Source organism: Janthinobacterium sp. 344 (assembly GCF_900112025.1).
Classification (GTDB): domain Bacteria; phylum Pseudomonadota; class Gammaproteobacteria; order Burkholderiales; family Burkholderiaceae_D; genus Janthinobacterium.
Genome location: NZ_FOKL01000001.1, coordinates 151,648 through 170,384, shown reverse-complemented (window position 1 = coordinate 170,384; position 18,737 = coordinate 151,648). Strand labels below are relative to the sequence as shown.

The window sequence follows — 18,737 nt, the reverse complement described above, 5'->3', positions numbered from 1 at the left end:
CACCTGCCAAAACGCCCATGGCGTTGTTGCCTTGCCTTGCCGTACATTCGTACTGTCTTCGGCAAGGCGCCTAGCCCTGGGCATTTTTTCAGGTGCGCTGGTTTCGCACGCTAGGCAGCGCGAAACCGATGATTGTGTGGCAAGATAGCCCCGGCGTGACATTCACTTCGGGGCTTTTCTTTAACCATCAGCGGGGATTTTATGAGTCAATATAACGTTGCAATCATCGTCGGCAGCCTGCGCAAGGATTCCTTCAACCGCAAGCTGGCCGAGGCCATCATCAAGCTGGCGCCGCCCGAGTTTTCCTTCAAGCACATCGAAATCGGCGACTTGCCGCTGTACAACCAGGATGACGATGGCGCGCAGGCCGAGCAGGTGCTGCGCCTGAAGACCGAGATCGCCGACGCGCAAGCCTTGCTCTTCCTCACTCCCGAATACAACCGCTCGATTCCCGGCGTGCTGAAAAACGCGCTCGACCACGGCTCGCGTCCGTATGGCCAGAGCGTGTGGGGCGGCAAGCCCGGCGCCGTGCTGGGCGTGTCCGTGGGCGCCACGGGCACGGCGCTGGCACAGCAGCATTTGCGCAATGTGCTGGCCTACCTGGACGTGCCGCTGCTGTCCCAGCCCGAGATGTTTATCCAGGCCAAGGACGGCCTGTTCGATGCGCACGGCGGCATCGGTCCCGCCAGCCTGGGCTTCTTCCAGGGCTGGATGCAGCGCTATGTGGACTGGGTCAAGAAGCACGCCATCCACGCCTGATGGGGTCAGCCTGACACATCCCCCTTGATGCATATCAAGGCGGCAGCGTATGTCGTTGCCGCCTGTATACTTTCCTTTGCCACGGCTGCCAGGAGTTCCTTTTTGGCACGTCTTACTCGGTATAATGCGCCCTTTCTTTAGCGCAATATTGCATATTTTTCGCCGATTCCATGTGGACTAAACCTGTTCTGCGCATGAACTTGCGCCGTTTGATCGTGCTCGTGGCCTTCGCCAGCGCCCTGGTGTCGCTGGCGAATACCTTTTATGCCAGCTACCGCGTGCAGCGCCAGTTGCTGATCGATACGACCCTGGAAGCGAACCATGCGTATGCGAGCAAGCTGGCCAGCACGGCCGAGGATTTTTTGCAGTCGGCGCGCCAGCAGCTGGCCTACAGCGCCGGCAGCCTGCCATCGCGGATGGATGACGACGCTTGGCTGACAGCCGAGGCGCAGCGGCTGCGCCTGCAAACCAACAGTTTCAACTCCGTGCTGATCGTCGATGCCCAGGGCAAGGTGCTGGGCGTGTCGCCGGAAACCCTGGCCCTCAAGCACCGCCAGCTCGATTCGGCCGGCGCCGTGCAGGCCCTGCGCGAGCGCCGCCCGCTGGTCACGCAGCCGTACATGTCGTCGGCCGGCAACCTGGTGGTCTTCATCTCGCACCCCATCGTCGGCAAGGACGGGCGCTACCTCGGCTATGTGGGCGGCAGCATCTACCTGAAGCAGAAAAATATCCTGTACACCATGCTGGGCCAGCATTACTACCGCGACGGCTCCTATCTGTACGTGGTGGACCAGAAGCGGCGCCTGCTGTACCACCCGGACCCGGAGCGCCTGGGCGACCTGGCGGGCCGCAATGAAGTGATCGATGCCATCATCGCGCGCCAGGGCGGCGGCAGCCGGCGCATGGACAACAGCCTGGGCGTGGACATGCTGGCCGGCTATGCCCTCATGCCGTCGACCGGCTGGGGCATCGTGGCGCAGCGCCCGACGGCCATGACCCTGGCGCCGCTGAACCAGCTGATGGCCGATACGGTGTGGCAGTCCTTGCCGATCGCCTTGCTGAGCTTGCCATTCATCTGGTGGCTGGCCAGCCTGATTTCGCGGCCCCTGGTGCAACTGGCCGAGGGCGCGCGGCGCATGGATGCGCCGGGCACGGCCGAGCAGCTGGCCGCCATCCGCTCGTGGTACGTGGAAGCGGCGCAGATCAAGAAAGCCCTGCTGAAGGGCCTGGCGCTGCTGCAGAACAAGATCGGCAAGCTGAAGACCGATGTACAGACGGACCCGCTGACGGGCCTGTCGAACCGGCGCGGCATGGCGGCGGCGCTCGATGCCTGGCAGGCGCAGGCGCGGCCGTTTTCCGTCATCGCCATCGATATCGACCATTTCAAGCAAGTCAACGACCAATGGGGCCATGCCGTGGGCGATGACGTCATCCTGCGCCTGGCGCAGCTGATGCGCGCCTGTTCGCGCGATGCCGACGTGCTATGCCGCAATGGCGGCGATGAATTCATCATGCTGCTGCCCGATGCCGACCTGGACGTGGCCCTCCAGGTGGCCGAGCGCCTGCGCGCCAAGGTGGCCGCCGCCGTGATTCCCGGCGCGGGCGCCGTCACGGTCTCGCTGGGCGTCGTGTCGTCGGAGCAAGGTGTGGGCAAGGCGGGCGGTGCGGACGCCGTGCTGCTGGCCGCCGACGCGGCCCTGTACGTGGCCAAGGAAAACGGACGCAATTGCGTGGGCATCACGGAACCGGCCTGACGGGCGTGCCGCGCGGCATGAACTGATCCGCTGTTTTTGTGTGGTATCTGAGCCTGTCCCGTTTGCCCGCCAGCGCTTACCATGTGGCGCTGATGCGGTACAACGGGGACGACGGGCATGGCAAGGGTAGATATTAATGACGTTTGAGCAAGAATCTGGCATCCGCTGCGACGTCGATGGGCGGCCGCATGCGCCGGCCTTCCTCGACTGCCGCGAACTCAATTACGGCCAGCACAGCGTGCTGCCGCTGCACCCGTTTCGCCTGAGCGTGCCGGAAGCGGCGCTGGCGGGACTGCTCGACGAACCGTTCAACCGTTTCGTGCAGGATTGCCGCGAAGACGACCTGCAGTACGAGGAAAGCGACTTGCCCGAGCTCATGCAGGCCGGCTACCCCGACATCACGGCCATGCTGGCGGGGCACCGGCCGCTGCTGGCCGACATGATGCACGACTTCATGATCGGCGACCTGATGTGGGCCATCGGGCGCGCCAGCGGCTATTGCCGGCCCCGCGCCCGTTGCCCGGGCGACGTGCAGGCGGCCGATGGCCGCGCGTATTTTACCGTCAATAAAGTGGAAAAAATCTATTTCGCCGATGGCCAGGTCATCCTGGAAGGGCAGGGCTATTACGGCGCCTACATCATCTGGCTGACGCAATGAACAGGCGGCAAATGGGGACTTGACCTTCCTCATGTGGGAAGGTTTATAGTCCTGCCATGAACCGTGCCTTTTTCCGCTCCCTCGCCCGCTCGCTGCTGTGGCTGCTGGCCGTGACGCTGCCCTTGCAGGGTTTTGCGTCGGCCATGCGCAGCTGCTGCGTGGATGAGCGGGCGGCGGCGGTCACCGTCATTGCCGTCACCGCCGAGGCCATGCAGGCGCCCCAGTGCCATGACATGGCCGACATGGCCGGCATGACCCACATGCAGGGCCAGCCGCTGCACATGGCCATGGACGATGGCGGCGCCGGCCACCCTGGCCACGATTGCAGCAACCATGGCGCCTGCACCGTGGGCGCCACGGCGCCGCCCGGCATGGCGGCCTTGCAGGCCTTGACCCTGCGCGCGCCGCCGCCGGCGCTGGCACCCGATTCCCTGTTCGCCGGGCATATCCCGCCTGGACCCGAACGTCCCCCGAGAAGCACGCACTCCGCCTGACCGCCCGTGAACCTGGCGGTGCGCCGCCGCACGTCCCTGCACGTCGCGATGGCACGCCAGCGTTCCACCGCGCGCCCGCCGCGCCATACCCTGTCATCCAAGGAATACCATGAAGCAAATATTTAGCCGCGCGCTGGCCGCCGGCGTCGCGCTTGCCGTGCCGCTGGCCGCCTCCGCTGTCCCGCCTGCCCAGTCCGCCGCCGGCCCGCAAGAGGCGCAAGCCGCCGTGCCGGCCGCCACCTACCGTTCCGCCTTCGACGGCTACCGTCCCGCCGCCGAGGACGAGGCCACGCCCGACCAGACCTGGCGCGCCCTGAACCAGAAAGTCGGCGATGCTGGCGGCCACATGGGCATGATGCAGATGCCGGGCCACAAGATGGATGGGCACAAGATGGGAGGCCATTCGATGCCGATGCAGAAGATGCCAATGGATCACGCCACGCCCAAGCCGGATGCCAAGCCGGATGCCAAGCCGGCCCCGCAACACCACCATGAGGGACATTGAGATGGCCGGACTCACGACCTCCACTTGCCTGACGCCGCTGGCGCTGGCGGCCGTCCTGCTGCTGGGCGGCTGCGCCAGTTTCAGCCAGGATGGCGGCATGCGGACGGTGTCCGCGCTGGCCGATGCCCGCACGGGCGCACCCGATGCGCTGGCCGCCGGGGATACGCAGGCAAGGCTGGCGCAATTGCTGGCCCAGCCGCTGGACGCGGACAGCGCCGTGCGCATCGCCCTGATGAACAACCACGGCATGAAGGTGGCGCTGGCCGAACTGGGCGCGTCCGAGGCGGACCTGGTGCAGGCGGGGCGCTTGCGCAATCCCGGCCTGTCGTTCGGCCGCTCGCACGGCAGCCACGGCAATGAAATCGACCGGGGCGTGAGCTTCGACCTGGCCGGCTTGCTGACCATGCCGCTGCGCGTGAACATCGAGCGGGGCCGTTTCGAGCAAGCCAAGCTGCAGGCCGCCAGCAGCGCCGTGCAGCTGGCCGCCGACACGCGCCGCGCGTATTTCAACGCGGTCGCCGCCGTGCAGACGGAACAGTTCATGCAGCGCGCGCTGCTGTCGGCCGAGGCGGGCGCGGAACTGGCCACGCGCTTGCAGCAGGCGGGCAACTGGAGCCGCCTCGACCAGGCGCGCCAGCAAGTGTTTTATGCGGACGCCGTCAGCGACCTGGCCCGCGCCCGCCACCAGGCCACCGCCGCGCGCGAGCACCTGACGCGCCTGCTGGGCCTGTGGGGCCGGCAAACGACGTTCACCTTGCCGCAGCGCCTGCCCGACTTGCCGGCCCAGGCTGCAGAGGCCGGCAATATCGAGGCGCAGGCCATGGAGCAGCGCCTCGACGTGCAAATGAGCAAAATCGACGCGCATGCCACGGCCGACGCGCTGGGCCTGTCGAAGGTGACGGGTTTTGTCAATGTGCTCGACGTGGGCTATACCAACAAGAGCAGCAGCGAGGCGCCGCGCGAAAACGGTTATGAGGTATCGCTGGAGCTGCCCCTGTTCGACTGGGGCACGGCGCGCAACGCCAGGGCGCAGGCGCTGTATGAGCAGGCGCTGCAGCGCACGGCGGGCACGGCCGTCAAAGCCCGCTCGGAAGTGCGCGAGGCGTATTCCAGCTACCGCACGGCCTACGACCTGGCGCGCCACTACCGCGATGAAGTCGTGCCGCTGCGCAAGACGATCTCGCATGAAGTGCTGCTGCGCTACAACGGCATGCTGGCCAGCGTGTTCGAGCTGCTGGCCGACGCGCGCGAACAGGTGGCCAGCGTGAACGGCGCCATCGCCACCCAGCGCGATTTCTGGATCGCCCAAACTGAATTGCAGTCAGCCATCAATGGCAGCGGCCCAGGTGCGGCCACTGCGGCAAAGGAATAATGATGATTACACGTAGAAACTTTTTCATGAACGCGGGCGCCGTCGCCCTGAGCGCGGCGGCCGTCAGCCGCGTGGGCGCGGCCTCGTTGCCGGAAGCCGTCAGCATGGCCGGCGCGGACACCAAGGCGCCGCCACCGCCGCCGAACGGGCGCCCCTACAACCCCGTCGTCACCCTGAACGGCTGGTCCTTGCCCTGGCGCATGAACAACAACGTCAAGGAATTCCACCTGGTGGCCGAACCCGTCGTGCGCGAGCTGGCGCCCGGCATGCAGGCGAACCTGTGGGGCTATAACGGCCAGTCGCCCGGCCCCACCATCGAAGTGGTGGAGGGCGACCGCGTGCGCATCTTTGTCACCAACAAATTGCCGGAACACACGAGCGTGCACTGGCATGGACAGCGCTTGCCGAACGGCATGGATGGCGTCACGGGCCTGACCCAGCCCGGCATTGCCCCAGGTAAAACCTTTGTGTATGAATTCGTCGCCAAGCGGCCCGGCACCTTCATGTACCACCCGCATGCGGACGAAATGACGCAGATGGCCATGGGCATGATGGGTTTCTGGGTGACGCACCCGAAAGACCCGAACTTCATGAAGGTGGACCGCGATTTCGTCTTCTTGCTCAGTAACTACGACATCGATCCGGGCAGCTACACGCCGAAGATCATGACCATGACGGATTTTAATTTGTTCACCTTCAACAGCCGCGTCTTCCCCGGCATCGACCCCATGGTCGTGCGCCAGGGCGACAAGGTGCGCGTGCGCGTGGGCAATCTCACCATGACCAACCACCCGATCCACATGCATGGCCATGAATTCGAGGTGACGGGCACGGATGGCGGCTGGACGCGCCCCGAGTCGCGCTGGCCCGAAGTGACCACCGATATCGCCGTGGGCCAGATGCGCGCCGTGGAGTTCACGGCCACGGACCTGGGCGACTGGGCCTTCCACTGCCACAAGTCGCACCACACGATGAATGCCATGGGGCATGACGTGCCGACCATGATCGGCGTCGACCACCAGGGCGTGGCGGCCAAGATCAACCAGCTGGTGCCCGGCTACATGGTGATGGGCGAGCGGGGCATGGCCGACATGGGCGAGATGCAGATGCCGATTCCCGACAACACCCTGCCCATGATGGCGGGCGACGGCCCGTTCGGCGCCATCGGCATGGGCGGCATGTTTACCACGGTGAAGGTGCGCAAGGACCAGAAACCGGGCGATTACCGCGACCCGGGCTGGTACAAGCATCCGGCCGGCACCCTGGCGTATGAATGGACGGGCGCCTTGCCGGAACCCGTGCGCGGCCAGGGCGCGGCCAAGCCGGCGGCCAAGGGCGGCATCGAGATGACGGTGCGCAAGCCGACAGGGCATGGCGGACACTGACCGCTTGCTTCGAGGGCTTGCCTAGCACGGCAAGCCCTTGTGCATGTTGCTTTATATCAAGGAATTGTTGGTTGGTGACAATCCGAGCATTTTTTTAACCGTTTTTTCCCTATATTCAAAGCATTGCTGTGCTTATCCGCCACCGTCTGGCTTGGGAGGAAACATGTTGAATCAAATGAAGGTAGGCACGCGCCTGCTCGCGGCCTTCTTTTGCGTGGCCCTGATGGGGGCCATCGTGGCCGGCATCGGCATCTTCAACATGGGCAAGATCGATACCATGGCGGGACGAATGTACACTCAGGAGCTGCTGGGGCTGTCATACATCAAGGAAGCGAATATCGCCCTGATCAAGGTGGGCCGGGCGCGCAGCAATTTCCTGCTGGCTACCACGCAGGACGAGCGCAGCAAGCGCCAGGCCGATATCACCAAATTTCTCGACGTAAATAAAAGCTATCTGGCCAAGGCGCAGCCGCTGTTCGTCACGCCGGCCGCCAAGGACCTGTTTGCCCGCTTTGCCGCCGTCGAGGCGGAGTACATCGCCACCATGCAGCAGGCGCTGGTGCTGGCGGCGGCCGAGCCGCTGGCGCAGCGCAGTCCCACCTTGACGCAGCTGCTGAACAAGACGCGGCTGCATGCCGACGAGCTTGACAGTGTGCTGGATAAATTGTCTTTGCAGAAAGAAGAGCGGGCCAAGGCCGCCGCCGACCAGGCGTCCAGCGTGTACCAGACCAGCCGCAGCTTCATGATCGCACTGGTGCTGGGCAGCCTGGCGGCGGGACTGGCGCTGGGTGCGCTGATCACGCGGGCATTGACGCGCCAGCTGGGCGGCGAGCCTGCCTATGCGGTGCGGATCGCCGGCGCCATTGCCGAAGGCGACCTGACCATGGACATCCGCACGGCCAGCCACGACAGCGACAGCCTGCTGTTTGCCATGAAGACCATGCGCGACAAGCTGGTGGGTATCGTCAGCCAGGTGCGCTCGGGTACGGACACGATCAATACGGCGTCCGGCGAAATTGCCCAGGGCAACCTCGACCTGTCGTCGCGCACGGAAGAGCAGGCCAGTTCACTGGAAGAGACGGCGTCGTCGATGGAGCAGCTGACCTCGGCCGTGCGCCAGAACGCCGACAATGCGCGGCAGGCCAATGTGCTGGCCGGCGCCGCTTCCGACGTGGCAGGCAAGGGCGGCGCCGCGGTGGAACAGGTGGTGCAGACCATGGAATCGATCAACGCCTCGTCGCGCAAGATCGTCGACATCATCAGCGTCATCGACGGCATCGCCTTCCAGACCAATATCCTGGCCCTGAACGCGGCCGTGGAAGCGGCGCGGGCGGGCGAGGAGGGCCGTGGCTTCGCCGTCGTGGCGGCCGAGGTGCGCAACCTGGCGCAACGCTCGGCCAGTGCCGCCAAGGAAATCAAGACCCTGATCGGCGACTCCGTCGAGCAGGTGGAGGCAGGCGCCAAGCTCGTGCATGACGCGGGCAAGACGATGGATGAAGTCGTCACCAGCGTGCGCCAGGTGGCCGACATCATGCAGGAAATCACGGCTGCCAGCGCCGAGCAGAGCGCCGGCATCGAGCAAGTCAACCAGGCCGTGCTGCAGATGGACCAGGTGACGCAGCAAAATGCGGCCCTGGTGGAAGAGGCCGCCGCCGCCGCCGAATCGCTGCAAGACCAGGCGCAGACCCTGACGGAGCTGGTGGGCGTGTTCCGCCTGCAGGCGCAGGCCGAACGCAGCGCCGTGCCGCCGGCGAACAATGTGACGCCGCTGCGCCGCCCGCCCGCCGTGGCACGCCAGGGCGTGCGGCGCCTGGCCTGAGCCGGCTTGCCCGCGCGCCATGGCCGCGACGGTGGTAGGCTGTGGCTATCGTTTGCCGCCAATGGGCCTGCCATGTCGTCTCCCGCCGTTCCCCTGCTGATGCTGTCCCTGCTGCTGGCGCCGCTGGCACAAGCGCAGGACGGTGATCCCGTCCTGCCTTACCGGCCCTCCGTCGCCAGTCCCGCCCAGCTGCCCGCGCCGGGCCAGCTGGAATTTGAAGTGGGCGGCCTGTCGACGAAAACGGGCGACACGCGCCGCACCAGCCTGCCGTACACCTTCAAACTGTCCTTCACGCCCGAGTGGGGGCTCTTGCTCGAAGGCGAGGGCTACGTGCGCGCGCGCGACGACACGGGCCGGCGCGAGACGGGCGTGGGCGACACCACCGTGGTGCTCAAGCGCGCCTTCGTGCTCGACAGCGCCACGGCCCTGGGCCTGGAGCTGGGCTGGAAGGTGCCAACGGCCAAGGACGCCATCGGCAGCGGCAAGAGCGACGTCGCGCTGAACGGCATTTTCAGCCGCGACCTGGGTCCTGTGCACATGGATGCCAACCTGAATGCCACGCGCCTGGGCGCCGCCGATCCCGGCACGGGCACCGTGCAAACGGGCTGGGCGGCTTCATTTTCCACGCCCGTCAGCGCGCGCTGGGGCGCCACGGCGGAGCTTTCCGGCACGCGGCTGCGCGGCGCGCCGGCCACGGCCCAGCTATTGCTGGCCGCCACCTACAGCCCCACGCCGCGCCTGGCCATCGATATTGGCATGGCGCGGGGGCTGACGGGCGCCTCGCCGGACTGGTCGCTGTTCAGCGGTTTGGTCGTGCCTTTAGGAAAATTGTGGTGAAAGGGTGACACTTTCCTTATGTGTCTTTGCGTACAAACTTGTTTTGGCACAAGGTCTACAATGAAGACATAACCAATACAAGGAGTGCCTCCATGAAAAACCTGATACTTGCCGCCGCCTTGCTGTCGGCCGCCACGGGCGCCATCGCCCAGGTTGGCGTCTCGGTCACGATCGGCCAGCCCGGCTTTTACGGGCGCATCGATGTGGGCGACTATCCCGCGCCGCAACTGCTGTATCCGCAACCGATCATCGTGCAGCGTCCATCGCACTACGTGGGCCGCCCGATCTACCTGCGCGTGCCGCCTGGCCATGCGAAAAACTGGTCCAAGCACTGCCGCAAGTATAATGCCTGTAACCAAGAAGTTTATTTCGTACAGGATAGTTGGTATAACAACCAGTATGTGCCCCGTTATCGCCAGCAACATCCCGACCACCACTATGGCCGTCCCGGTGGCCGTCCGCCGCAGCCGCAGCATGGCCGGCCGGACCGCCCGGGCGACCATCACGACAATGGCAACCGCCCGGGACGCCCTGGCAACGACCACGGCAACCGTCCAGGTCATGGCAATGACCACGGCAACGGCCATGGCCCAGGCAACAAGCCGGGCAACAATGGCAATGGCAACCGCGGCGATCGGGGCAACGACCACAGGAATTAAGTTAGTCAATCGGAGGATCTTTGCATAGTAAAATCGTAATCGTAGGTGGCGGAGCAGGCGGCCTGGAGCTGGCCTGTAAACTCAGCCGCAAGCTCGGCGCCGGCCAGGTGACCCTGGTCGACAGCCGCCTCTACCATATCTGGAAACCATCGCTGCATGAGGTGGCGGCCGGCACCCTGGACATCCACCAGGAAGGCCTGTCGTACCAGATGCTGGCGCATGACAATGGTTTTACCTATGTCTACGGTCCCCTGATCGCCCTCGACGCGGCATCGAACAGCCTGACGGTGGGCGCCATCGCCACCGACAAGGATGAGCAGCTCTTGCCGCAGCGCACGGTCAGCTACGACCAGCTGGTGCTGGCCGTGGGCAGCACCTCGAATTACTTCGGCGTGCCTGGCGCCAAGGAAAACACGATTTCCCTGAACGCCACGGAAGACGCGGAACGCTTCCGCCTGACCCTGTTGAAACTGCTGGCCATGGCCGAGCAGCGCCAGGGCGACGCGGGCCATCCCGGCGTCGATATCGTCATCATCGGCGGCGGCGCCACGGGCGTGGAACTGGCGGCCGAATTGCGCGAAGCGAGCGGCGTGTATGCGGCGTACGGCTTCCAGAACCTGAACGCCATCAAGGATGTGCGCATCACCTTGCTGGAAGGCGCGCCGCGCATCCTGGCGCCGCTGCCCGAACGCGTTTCCATCGCCGCCTCGAAATTGCTGCACCAGCATGGCATCACGGTGGTGACGGACACGCGCGTGACGGCCATCGACCCCGACAAGGTGACGGTGGCCAGCGGCACCAGTTACGCGGCCGACATCTGCGTGTGGGCGGCCGGCATCCGCGCGCCGGAATTCCTCGCCACCCTGGGCTTGCCGACCAACCGCGCCGGCCAGCTGGAAGTGACGGGCATGCTCAATGTGCAGGGCCATGCGAATATCTATGCGCTGGGCGATTGCGCCGCGTGTGCCGGTCCCGACGGCAAGCTGGTGCCGCCACGCGCCCAGGCTGCCCACCAGCAAGCGGATTACCTGCTGAAAACCTTCCTCCTGCAAGCGAAGGGCAAGCCGCCACAGACCAAGCCGTATGAATACCTCGATTACGGTTCGCTCGTGTCGTTTGGCCGCACCACGTCGGTGGGCACCCTGATGGGTTCGCTGAAGGGCCTGAGCTGGTTTGTCGAAGGGTTTGTCGCGCGCATGATGTACGTGAGCCTGCACCTGATGCACCACAATGCCGTGCTGGGCAGCGTGCGCACGGCCGTCATGGCCATGGGCCGTTTCCTCATCAAGCGCAGCACGCCGCAGGTCAAGCTGCACTGATCCGTTTTTATTCCGTCAAAAAGGGCCGCAAGGCCCTTTTTTCATTTACTGCGCGCCACCGGCGCCGCCTCGCAGCGGCCCCGCGTCATGGGAAAGTCAATGGTGGTGAATTTGCCCTTCAAGGTGCCGACGATGCTGGCGTGCAGGATGCGCTCGCTGTCGTGGCGGTAGATGATGCGGCTGGGGAAATCATTGTCCAGGTTGGCGAAGATGAATTCGTTGGGCTTGTCCTGGCGCAGCAGGTTGAAGGTCACGGGCGGCTGGCCCGAGGGCTGCACGATGTAGGCAAGCTGTCCCGGTTCGGTGAGGCGGATCTGCACGAACTCGAACGCCGTCGTCTTGCCGCCCTTGACGGTGCGGCTGGTGCCGAGCAGGGTGCCGCCGGCGGCCGTGCTCCATTGTTCGCCGGAACCGGGTTCGGCGCCATCGACGTTCCAGCAGCCGGCCAGCCAGGCCAGCTTGTCCACGGTTTCCGGCGGCGGCACGGTTTTGTCGGCGGCCCGGGCGGCGCCCATGGCCAGCAGCGCTGCCAGCAAGGCCGTTGCGATTCGTTGCATGCTGTCTCCCCTTGTCGATAAGATCATGTCCCAGTGTAGCCGATGCGCGGCGGCGCGCGGCGCAACGGTGGCAAAACCCTCTATACTCGGAGCACCGCCGATCACCACCTTGCCGAAAGCCCGCCATGCATGACACTGCCAAGCAACCACTAACCGCTGTGCCAGGCGATGCTGCCCTGCACATGACCCTGGATAGCCTGGGCCTGGAGCCGGACAGGCTGGATTTTTACCAGTTGCTGCTGTCGTGCACGGGCGAGGAGGCGGCCGAGGAAAAGAGGCGCCATGCCTTGCATTTCCGCATGCAGGGATACGGCAGGGCCAGTTTCATCGCCAGCCTGGAGGCGCTGCCGGCGCCGCTGCTGCGTTTCCCCTTGTGGCGCACGGAACTGGAACGCTTGCCTGGCGCACTGCCGCGCGATGCCTTGCTGGCAAGCGTGCATGGGGAGCTGGGCCAGCCGCCTGGCAGCTTTTTACAGACGGTTGGCTGGAAGACGGCGCAGGCGGATATCTGGCAAAGCCTGCTGGCGCTGGCGTTGAGCCAGGCCCACCCGGCCGACGCGGCGCTGATGCGGCAATTGACGGATGTGTTGCGCGTGGGATATTTCCTGCGCCTGCTCGATGGCCGCCTGGGCACGCTGGCGGGCCAGGCGGAATGCCGCGCCGCGCTCGTCGCGCAGCTGGTGCTGCCGCAGGCGATCGTGGGGGCGCCGCGCTGAGGCGGCGGTCAGCTTATTCTTTTGGCGTAATACGGGGAAGTATCACGCTCAGGGCCGTGCCGCCTTGCGGGTTGGCCGCCAGGCTCAAGGTGCCGCCCAGGTAGTGGACCCGTTCGCGCACGGAGCGCAGGCCGTGCTTGCTCATCTCGACGGGGGCATGGGTGGGCAAGCCCACGCCGTTGTCCTTGACGGTCATCATCAGCGCTTCGTCATTGTCATCGATGATGATGTCCACTTCGGTGGCCTGCGCGTGGGCGGCGATGTTGCTCAGCGCTTCTTCCAGGGTGCGCAGCAGGGCCACGCCCACGTTGCGGGGGCAGATCAGTTCATCTTCCGGCAGGCTGCAGCGCACGGTGATCTTGTGCTGCTCGGCAAATTGCGCAGCCAGTTCGCCCAGTGCCACATTCACGCCGAGAAATTCCAGCTTGTCGTTCCACAGCTTCATCTGCATCTGGCGGTTGGTTTCGATCACGTTCAACAGCAGTTGCTTCATGGTCGCCGCGCGGTCCAGCAGGGCCGCTTCCTGCGGCATCTTTTGCGTCAGCAGCGACAGGTGCATGGTCAGCGCCGTCAGCGAGGAGCCCAGGCTGTCATGCAACTGGCGCGACAGGGCGCGCCGCTCGTTATCCCAGCTGGTATTGACGTGACCCAGCAACTCGCTGAGATCGGCGGCGCGTTCCGCATCGGCTTGGGCCGTTTCCTGGTTCGGATCTGTTTGTGCGGACATAGCGCCCCGTGAATGGTGAAAGGAGAGGACCAAATTCAAGTTGTGGATCATACATGATGATTTCATCGCAGGGCGCATGGATGGAAAATTTCTGTCTTTTCGGCAATTTTAATCTCCTCCCATCATTTTTGTGCAATAGGAAACTTTATGCCTGCTGCCGTCATCAGCAAGTGTACGCGCAGTTACGTACGGTTGCGCACATACCTGGCCAGGCACGCCTGCCATAGTGGGGGCGTGCAACATCTTCACGCAGCATCGCCGCCAGTGTGGCGCAGGGCGCGGCGCAGGCCCATTTATAGAAACGAAAGGACATGCCATGAATATCGAAACCATCGTCGACAAGGAATACCTCGACAAAAGCTTCCGCGACATCGTCAACGCCCCCATCAGCGCCTTGCGCGGTGTCAGCGCGAAAGACGCCAAGGCTTTGCAGCAGGCGTTTGGCGTGACCACCGTGCGCGAATTGTCCAACCTCAATTTCGTCAAATGGGCCAGCGCGCTGGCCATCCTGGCCGATGAAGAGGGCATGAGCGGCGAAGAGCGGGCCAAGGAAGAATTGCTGGACGACGCCGTGGAAATGACTTTCCCCGCCAGCGACCCGATTTCCGTCGATGCGGGCATCACGCGCATCGAAGTGTCGCCCGATACCGTCGATGCGCAGACGGATCACCAGCATGCTGGCAAGCATGAGGCTGCGGCAGTCAAGAAATAAGCGGTGAAACGTCAAAAAAACCGGGTAGCCGCAAGGCGCCCGGTTTTTTTTATGAATATCACCCGCTCAAGCGGGCATCACCCGCTCAGGCGTCAGGCGATCGATGGGATGCTGCTTTTCTGCATGTTCACTTGCGGTACGATCACCTCGTGCGGCGAGCAGCAAAAACGGTTCTTGCCGGCGCGCTTGGCCTCATACAGGGCCGTGTCGGCCGCACCCAGCAGCGATTCGACGGAGGTGGCGTCGTCCGGGTAGATGGCGATGCCGATGCTGGTCGACAGGCGCAGGGTCAGGTCGTTGATGAAATACGGTTCGGAAATGACTTCGATCAGCTTGGCGGCCGGTTCGCGCGCGTCGCCCTTGCCAGCCAGGTTGCCCAGCACGATGACGAATTCATCGCCGCCGATGCGCGCCACCGTGTCTTCCTTGCGCGAGGCGCCCACCAGGCGCGCCGCCACCATTTTCAGGATTTCATCGCCGTAGCCGTGGCCGTAACTGTCGTTGATGGCCTTGAAGCCGTCCAGGTCCAGGTACAGGATGGCCGACTTGCCCCGGTTGCGGGCCGAATGCTGCAAGGTGTGCTCGATGCGGTCTTCCAGCAGGCGCCGGTTGGGCAGGCCCGTCAATGGATCATGCAGGGCCAGCTCCTGCTGCTGCTTGCTGTATTGCGCCAGTTCCTTGTACAGCAGGCGCACTTCCAGCATGTTGTGGATGCGCTTGTGCACTTCCATCAGGTCGAACGGTTTGCTGATGAAGTCGCGCGCACCCGCTTCCAGGGCGGCGATCTTGAAACTGGGCTGCGCCGTCAGGGCCAGCACGGGCAAATAGCCGCCATGCTCGATCTCTTTCAAGCCTTTCATGACCTGGAAACCATTCAGCTCGGGCATTTGCAAGTCCAGCAGGATCAGGTCATAGCAATGTTCCCGGTGTAATGGGCAGACTTGGGCCGGGCGCATGGTGGCCGTGACGTTGGTGTAACCGGCATCGCGCAGGATTTCCAGCATCAGGTCGACATTGTCGGGTGAGTCGTCGACGACCAAAATTTTGGCTTTCAAAATCTCATCTTGGCTGGGCATGTAAGGTCTCGGTTATACGGTCTAATGCAACGCTGGCTTCCGCCGCAGGTAATGGGCTGGTGGCGGGGCTGACGGCGGCTGGGCATGATAGTAGCGCCTTGCATCAAGATGGGGCGCACAACAGCGCACGAGTCCGCTACTGCCGCGCTTCCCAGTCAGGTTTGCCTGTCGCCAGCCTGCCATACAGGTGTACTTCTGCATTTCAGTGTAGCAAACTTCGCGTAAGTTGCTTGTAGGACAGTGCCGCGTCTGAAAGTAGGAAGGCTAACCCATGGGAATAGATATTTTGTCTTGGGATATGTATTTCTTTATATCATCTTTTGACGCCGCGTTCAGGGCGGCGCGTCGGCCAGGCGCAGCGTGGCCAGGCGGGCCACCGCCGCCAGCAGTTCGTTGGGGTCCAGCGGCTTCGAGATCCAGGCCTGAAAGCCGCTGTCGAGTGCGCGCTGGCGGTCTTCCGGCCGCGCAAATGCCGTCAGCGCCAGGGCGGGCAGGGCGCCGCAGTCGCCGGGAGCGCGGGCGCGGATCCGCGCCAGCAGGTCGAAACCGTCCGCCCCGGGCATGCCGATGTCGCTGACCAGCACGTGAGGCTGTACTAGGCCCAGCAGCTGCAGCGCCTGGGCCGCGCTGCCGGTGCCGTGGACTTCGGCGTGGCTGTCGCGCAAGATGCGTTCCGTCAGCTCGCGCGCGTCCGGCTCGTCGTCGACCAGCAAGACCCGGATGCCGCGCAAGTCGGGCAGGGCGTTGCCGGGCTGGCCTGCCGGCGTGGCCGGCGCGCTCAGGGGCAGGCGCACGGTGAAGCTGGCGCCCTGCATTTCACCGGCGCTGCTGGCCGTGACCGTGCCGCCATGCTGTTCCACCAGGTGCTTGACGATGGCCAGTCCCAGGCCCAGGCCGCCATGTTTGCGCGTGGTGGAGGCATCGGCCTGGCGAAAACGGTCGAACACGTGCGGCAGGAAGTCGGCGCGGATGCCGATGCCGTTATCGGCCACCGTGATGGCCAGGCGGCTGCCCGCGCGCTGCACGTGGATATCGACTCGCCCGCCCTGTGGCGTGAATTTCAGGGCGTTCGACAGCAGGTTCCAGATGACTTGCTGCAGGCGGCTGGGGTCGCCCGTGATGGTGCCGGCATCGTTGGCGACGTTGCAATCGATGGTGATGTGCTTGGCGTCGGCCGCCGGACGCAATGTTTCGATGGCCGAGGCGATGACGCTGGCGGGCACCAGCGTTTGCAGGTCCAGTTGCACCTTGTCCGAGGTGATGCGGTTCATGTCGAGCAAGTCCTCGATCAGCTGTGCCTGCGCGCGGGCATTGCGTTCGATGCTTTGCAGGCCGCGGTGCAGGTCGGCCTGGTCGCGCGTGCCGCGCCGCAGCACCTGGGCCCAGCCGAGGATGGCCGACAGCGGCGTGCGCAGTTCGTGCGACAGGGTGGCAAGAAAATCATCTTTCAGCTGGTTCGTGCGCTCCGCCTCGGCGCGCGCCTCGCGCTCGCTGTCGAGCAGCACCTTGCGCTCTTCGGCGGCGCGCGTGGCGGCCGCGTACAGGCGCGTATTGTCCAGCGCGACGGCGGCCTGGGCCGCGATGGCCGAGACGATGCGTTCGCTGCGCGCGCTGAACATGCCCGCTTGCGGATGCCCCAGCAGCAGGCGCCCCAGCAACTGGCCCGAACGCGAGCTGACGGGCAGGCTCAGGCAACTGCGCAGCGGCGGTGCGATATCGGCGCCCGCGTGGCCATCCGGGGCCGCCAGCAAATCGTTCTGGCGCATGGCCGGCCCCTGGCGCAGTTCGGCGGCGATGGCGTTGGCCTGTTGCGCACTGATGCCGCTCACGGCCCGCGCCGGGGGCAGGGCCTCATCACCCTGGTAAAAGAAGGCGCCAAAGCGCGCGCCGCTGATGCGCGTGGCCGCGTCCACGGTTTCTTGCAGCAGGGCAGGCAGGTCCAGGGTGCCGGCCAGGGTGGCGCCCGTGTTGTTGAGCAGTTCGAGCACGCGCGTTTCGTCGCGCAAGGCTTCCTGCGCGCGCTTGACCTGGTCGACATCGGTGCTCGTGCCAAACCAGCGCAGCAGCTGGCCGCCCCGGTCGCGCACGGGATTGGCGCGCGTCAGGAACCAGCGGTACTGGCCGTCGGCGCCGCGGATGGGGAATTCCATCTCGAACGGCGTGCCGGCGCGCAAGGCGGCCTTCCAGCCCTGCAACATGTGCGGCAGGCTCTCGCTATCGTAGGCCATGCTCCAGCCGTCGCCGGCCATCTGCTCGGCGGTGGTGCCCGTGTAGTCGTGCCAGCGCTGGTTGTACCAGGACATGGTGCCGTCGAAACTGGCGATCCACGCCAGTTGTGGAATGGAATTGGCCAGCGCGCGCAAGTCTTCTTCGCTCTGGCGCAGGGTTTCTTCGGCGGCCTTGCGCTGGCTGATGTCCTGGATATAGGTGGTCAAGCCGTCGCTGGAAGGGAAGATGCGCACTTCCAGCCAGCGCCCCAGCGGCGGATAGAACAGCTCGAAGCTGGCGCTGTGCTGCTGCGCCATGGCGCGCCGGTAATAGGTTTCCAGTTCCGTGCCCAGCAAGCCGGGACAGGCTTGCCACAGGCTGCTGCCTGCCATGCTGGCGCCTGGCAGGCGCTGCGGCGCCAGCATGTCGGCGCCGCGCGTATTGATATAGCGGATGGTCCAGTCGCGGTCGAGCAGGCTGAAACCGTCGGTCACGCCTTCCAGCAAGCGGACGAGGTGCTCTGCTGTCAGACGCAGCGGTGCCGATGGGGGGAGCAGGTCTTGCTTGCGGTCATGCTTGGCCATCGGAAATCCTGCAACAGTTAGTCTGCCACGCGGGCCGCCTTGCCCTGTGGGGCCGCCGCTGCCCGGCGGGCCAGGGCCCGTCGCCGCGCGGTGTGTTGGTCATGGTCACGGGCATGCTGGACTGCGGCCATCGCCATGTGCCAGCGTCCCGTGATGCGCCCCTTGCTGCGCATGCATATGACGCACCATCTGACTGGTATTGTAGCTCCAAGCGGCACACGGCCACCGCACGCTTGCACGGCGGGCGGCGGCCAGCGCGCCGCGCGTTTTCCACGCGGCTGAAGATAGCACTGGACAGGCGGGAAAGCAGTCCCTATAATCCCGCTTCTTTCGAGACAGCAACTTCTCGATTCGCTGGATGCCACTGTGAAAGCAGAAGTGTCCACCGATAAAAGGCGTACGCTTTTTAGCAGTGAAAAGGTGGTTGATGGTGCGGGGCGGTATTCTGCAAAATCAGCTAAGCGATTGAAAAATCGAACTTTTCAAAGCGAAATGAATACGCTATAATGTTTGCCTGCGCGGCTGTAGCTCAGCTGGATAGAGTACTTGGCTACGAACCAAGGGGTCGTGGGTTCAATTCCTGCCAGCCGCACCAG

The 18,737-nt window shown here is 64.7% G+C and carries 17 protein-coding genes and 1 tRNA gene; 14 read left to right on the top strand and 4 right to left on the bottom strand.

The window, feature by feature from the left end; genetic code table 11:
* Positions 1 to 201: 201 nt before the first annotated feature.
* The 11 genes from BM193_RS00780 (at position 202) to BM193_RS00730 (ending at position 11,561) form a co-directional block, all read left to right on the top strand.
* Entirely contained in the window at positions 202 to 759 is a 558-nt protein-coding gene (locus tag BM193_RS00780; protein ID WP_092794438.1) for an NADPH-dependent FMN reductase, read from the top strand.
* Between the two features lie 170 nt (positions 760 to 929).
* Positions 930 to 2,513: a sensor domain-containing diguanylate cyclase gene (locus BM193_RS00775; protein WP_092794436.1), complete on the top strand. Its 1,584-nt coding sequence runs from the start codon at positions 930 to 932 to the stop codon at positions 2,511 to 2,513.
* A gap of 136 nt (positions 2,514 to 2,649) precedes the next feature.
* The gene (locus BM193_RS00770) at positions 2,650 to 3,171 is read left to right on the top strand and encodes a hypothetical protein (protein ID WP_092794433.1); all 522 of its coding nucleotides are present in this window, start codon (positions 2,650 to 2,652) and stop codon (positions 3,169 to 3,171) included.
* Between the two features lie 56 nt (positions 3,172 to 3,227).
* The gene (locus BM193_RS00765) at positions 3,228 to 3,665 is read left to right on the top strand and encodes a hypothetical protein (RefSeq protein ID WP_092794430.1); all 438 of its coding nucleotides are present in this window, start codon (positions 3,228 to 3,230) and stop codon (positions 3,663 to 3,665) included.
* A 109-nt stretch (positions 3,666 to 3,774) separates the two neighbouring features.
* Positions 3,775 to 4,170, top strand: a complete 396-nt coding sequence (locus tag BM193_RS00760) for a hypothetical protein (RefSeq protein WP_092794428.1) — start codon at positions 3,775 to 3,777, stop codon at positions 4,168 to 4,170.
* 1 nt (position 4,171) lies between these two features.
* Complete coding sequence (locus BM193_RS00755; RefSeq protein WP_254785756.1) at positions 4,172 to 5,542, top strand: TolC family protein; 1,371 nt, start codon at positions 4,172 to 4,174, stop codon at positions 5,540 to 5,542.
* Positions 5,543 to 5,544: 2 nt separating this feature from the next.
* Positions 5,545 to 6,927, top strand: a complete 1,383-nt coding sequence (locus BM193_RS00750; RefSeq protein WP_092794422.1) for a multicopper oxidase family protein — start codon at positions 5,545 to 5,547, stop codon at positions 6,925 to 6,927.
* Positions 6,928 to 7,090: 163 nt separating this feature from the next.
* The gene (locus BM193_RS29260; RefSeq protein WP_092794419.1) at positions 7,091 to 8,746 is read left to right on the top strand and encodes a methyl-accepting chemotaxis protein; all 1,656 of its coding nucleotides are present in this window, start codon (positions 7,091 to 7,093) and stop codon (positions 8,744 to 8,746) included.
* A 72-nt stretch (positions 8,747 to 8,818) separates the two neighbouring features.
* Entirely contained in the window at positions 8,819 to 9,583 is a 765-nt protein-coding gene (locus tag BM193_RS00740; protein ID WP_254785754.1) for a transporter, read from the top strand.
* A 92-nt stretch (positions 9,584 to 9,675) separates the two neighbouring features.
* The gene (locus BM193_RS00735) at positions 9,676 to 10,242 is read left to right on the top strand and encodes a hypothetical protein (protein ID WP_217638401.1); all 567 of its coding nucleotides are present in this window, start codon (positions 9,676 to 9,678) and stop codon (positions 10,240 to 10,242) included.
* 20 nt (positions 10,243 to 10,262) lie between these two features.
* A complete protein-coding gene (locus BM193_RS00730; protein WP_092794415.1) occupies positions 10,263 to 11,561 on the top strand; it encodes an NAD(P)/FAD-dependent oxidoreductase in 1,299 nt (432 codons plus the stop codon).
* Between the two features lie 41 nt (positions 11,562 to 11,602).
* On the opposite strand, the gene BM193_RS00725 is transcribed toward BM193_RS00730, so the two are convergent.
* Positions 11,603 to 12,118, bottom strand: a complete 516-nt coding sequence (locus BM193_RS00725; RefSeq protein ID WP_139175984.1) for a DUF6265 family protein — start codon at positions 12,116 to 12,118, stop codon at positions 11,603 to 11,605.
* A gap of 182 nt (positions 12,119 to 12,300) precedes the next feature.
* Between BM193_RS00725 and BM193_RS00720 the strand changes: the two genes are divergently transcribed.
* The gene (locus BM193_RS00720; RefSeq protein ID WP_092832187.1) at positions 12,301 to 12,834 is read left to right on the top strand and encodes a hypothetical protein; all 534 of its coding nucleotides are present in this window, start codon (positions 12,301 to 12,303) and stop codon (positions 12,832 to 12,834) included.
* Positions 12,835 to 12,847: 13 nt separating this feature from the next.
* Here the strand turns inward: BM193_RS00720 and BM193_RS00715 are convergent, their stop codons facing one another.
* Positions 12,848 to 13,561 (bottom strand): sensor histidine kinase, encoded by a 714-nt coding sequence (locus BM193_RS00715; protein WP_092794406.1) that lies wholly within the window; start codon positions 13,559 to 13,561, stop codon positions 12,848 to 12,850.
* Positions 13,562 to 13,877: 316 nt separating this feature from the next.
* On the opposite strand from BM193_RS00715, the gene BM193_RS00710 reads away from it, so the two are divergent.
* Positions 13,878 to 14,273: a hypothetical protein gene (locus BM193_RS00710; RefSeq protein ID WP_092794404.1), complete on the top strand. Its 396-nt coding sequence runs from the start codon at positions 13,878 to 13,880 to the stop codon at positions 14,271 to 14,273.
* A 92-nt stretch (positions 14,274 to 14,365) separates the two neighbouring features.
* On the opposite strand, the gene BM193_RS00705 is transcribed toward BM193_RS00710, so the two are convergent.
* Both BM193_RS00705 and BM193_RS00700 read right to left on the bottom strand, forming a co-directional pair.
* Complete coding sequence (locus BM193_RS00705) at positions 14,366 to 15,349, bottom strand: GGDEF domain-containing response regulator (protein WP_092794401.1); 984 nt, start codon at positions 15,347 to 15,349, stop codon at positions 14,366 to 14,368.
* 332 nt (positions 15,350 to 15,681) lie between these two features.
* On the bottom strand, positions 15,682 to 18,141 hold the full coding sequence (locus tag BM193_RS00700) for a hybrid sensor histidine kinase/response regulator (RefSeq protein ID WP_092794398.1): 2,460 nt from the start codon (positions 18,139 to 18,141) through the stop codon (positions 15,682 to 15,684).
* A 518-nt stretch (positions 18,142 to 18,659) separates the two neighbouring features.
* Here BM193_RS00700 and BM193_RS00695 point away from each other — a divergent pair.
* Positions 18,660 to 18,736 (top strand) — tRNA-Arg (locus BM193_RS00695).
* Position 18,737 lies beyond the last annotated feature (1 nt).

Excerpts from the sequence above, each read along its gene's own strand:
- BM193_RS00780 (WP_092794438.1), top strand. The coding sequence starts at position 202 with ATGAGTCAATATAACGTTGCAATCATCGTCGGCAGCCTGCGCAAGGAT.
- BM193_RS00775 (WP_092794436.1), top strand. The coding sequence starts at position 930 with ATGTGGACTAAACCTGTTCTGCGCATGAACTTGCGCCGTTTGATCGTG.
- BM193_RS00770 (WP_092794433.1), top strand. The coding sequence starts at position 2,650 with ATGACGTTTGAGCAAGAATCTGGCATCCGCTGCGACGTCGATGGGCGG.
- BM193_RS00765 (WP_092794430.1), top strand. The coding sequence starts at position 3,228 with ATGAACCGTGCCTTTTTCCGCTCCCTCGCCCGCTCGCTGCTGTGGCTG.
- BM193_RS00760 (WP_092794428.1), top strand. The coding sequence starts at position 3,775 with ATGAAGCAAATATTTAGCCGCGCGCTGGCCGCCGGCGTCGCGCTTGCC.
- BM193_RS00755 (WP_254785756.1), top strand. The coding sequence starts at position 4,172 with ATGGCCGGACTCACGACCTCCACTTGCCTGACGCCGCTGGCGCTGGCG.
- BM193_RS00750 (WP_092794422.1), top strand. The coding sequence starts at position 5,545 with ATGATTACACGTAGAAACTTTTTCATGAACGCGGGCGCCGTCGCCCTG.
- BM193_RS29260 (WP_092794419.1), top strand. The coding sequence starts at position 7,091 with ATGTTGAATCAAATGAAGGTAGGCACGCGCCTGCTCGCGGCCTTCTTT.
- BM193_RS00740 (WP_254785754.1), top strand. The coding sequence starts at position 8,819 with ATGTCGTCTCCCGCCGTTCCCCTGCTGATGCTGTCCCTGCTGCTGGCG.
- BM193_RS00735 (WP_217638401.1), top strand. The coding sequence starts at position 9,676 with ATGAAAAACCTGATACTTGCCGCCGCCTTGCTGTCGGCCGCCACGGGC.
- BM193_RS00725 (WP_139175984.1), bottom strand. The coding sequence starts at position 12,118 with ATGCAACGAATCGCAACGGCCTTGCTGGCAGCGCTGCTGGCCATGGGC.
- BM193_RS00720 (WP_092832187.1), top strand. The coding sequence starts at position 12,301 with ATGACCCTGGATAGCCTGGGCCTGGAGCCGGACAGGCTGGATTTTTAC.
- BM193_RS00715 (WP_092794406.1), bottom strand. The coding sequence starts at position 13,561 with ATGTCCGCACAAACAGATCCGAACCAGGAAACGGCCCAAGCCGATGCG.
- BM193_RS00710 (WP_092794404.1), top strand. The coding sequence starts at position 13,878 with ATGAATATCGAAACCATCGTCGACAAGGAATACCTCGACAAAAGCTTC.
- BM193_RS00705 (WP_092794401.1), bottom strand. The coding sequence starts at position 15,349 with ATGCCCAGCCAAGATGAGATTTTGAAAGCCAAAATTTTGGTCGTCGAC.
- BM193_RS00700 (WP_092794398.1), bottom strand. The coding sequence starts at position 18,141 with ATGGCCAAGCATGACCGCAAGCAAGACCTGCTCCCCCCATCGGCACCG.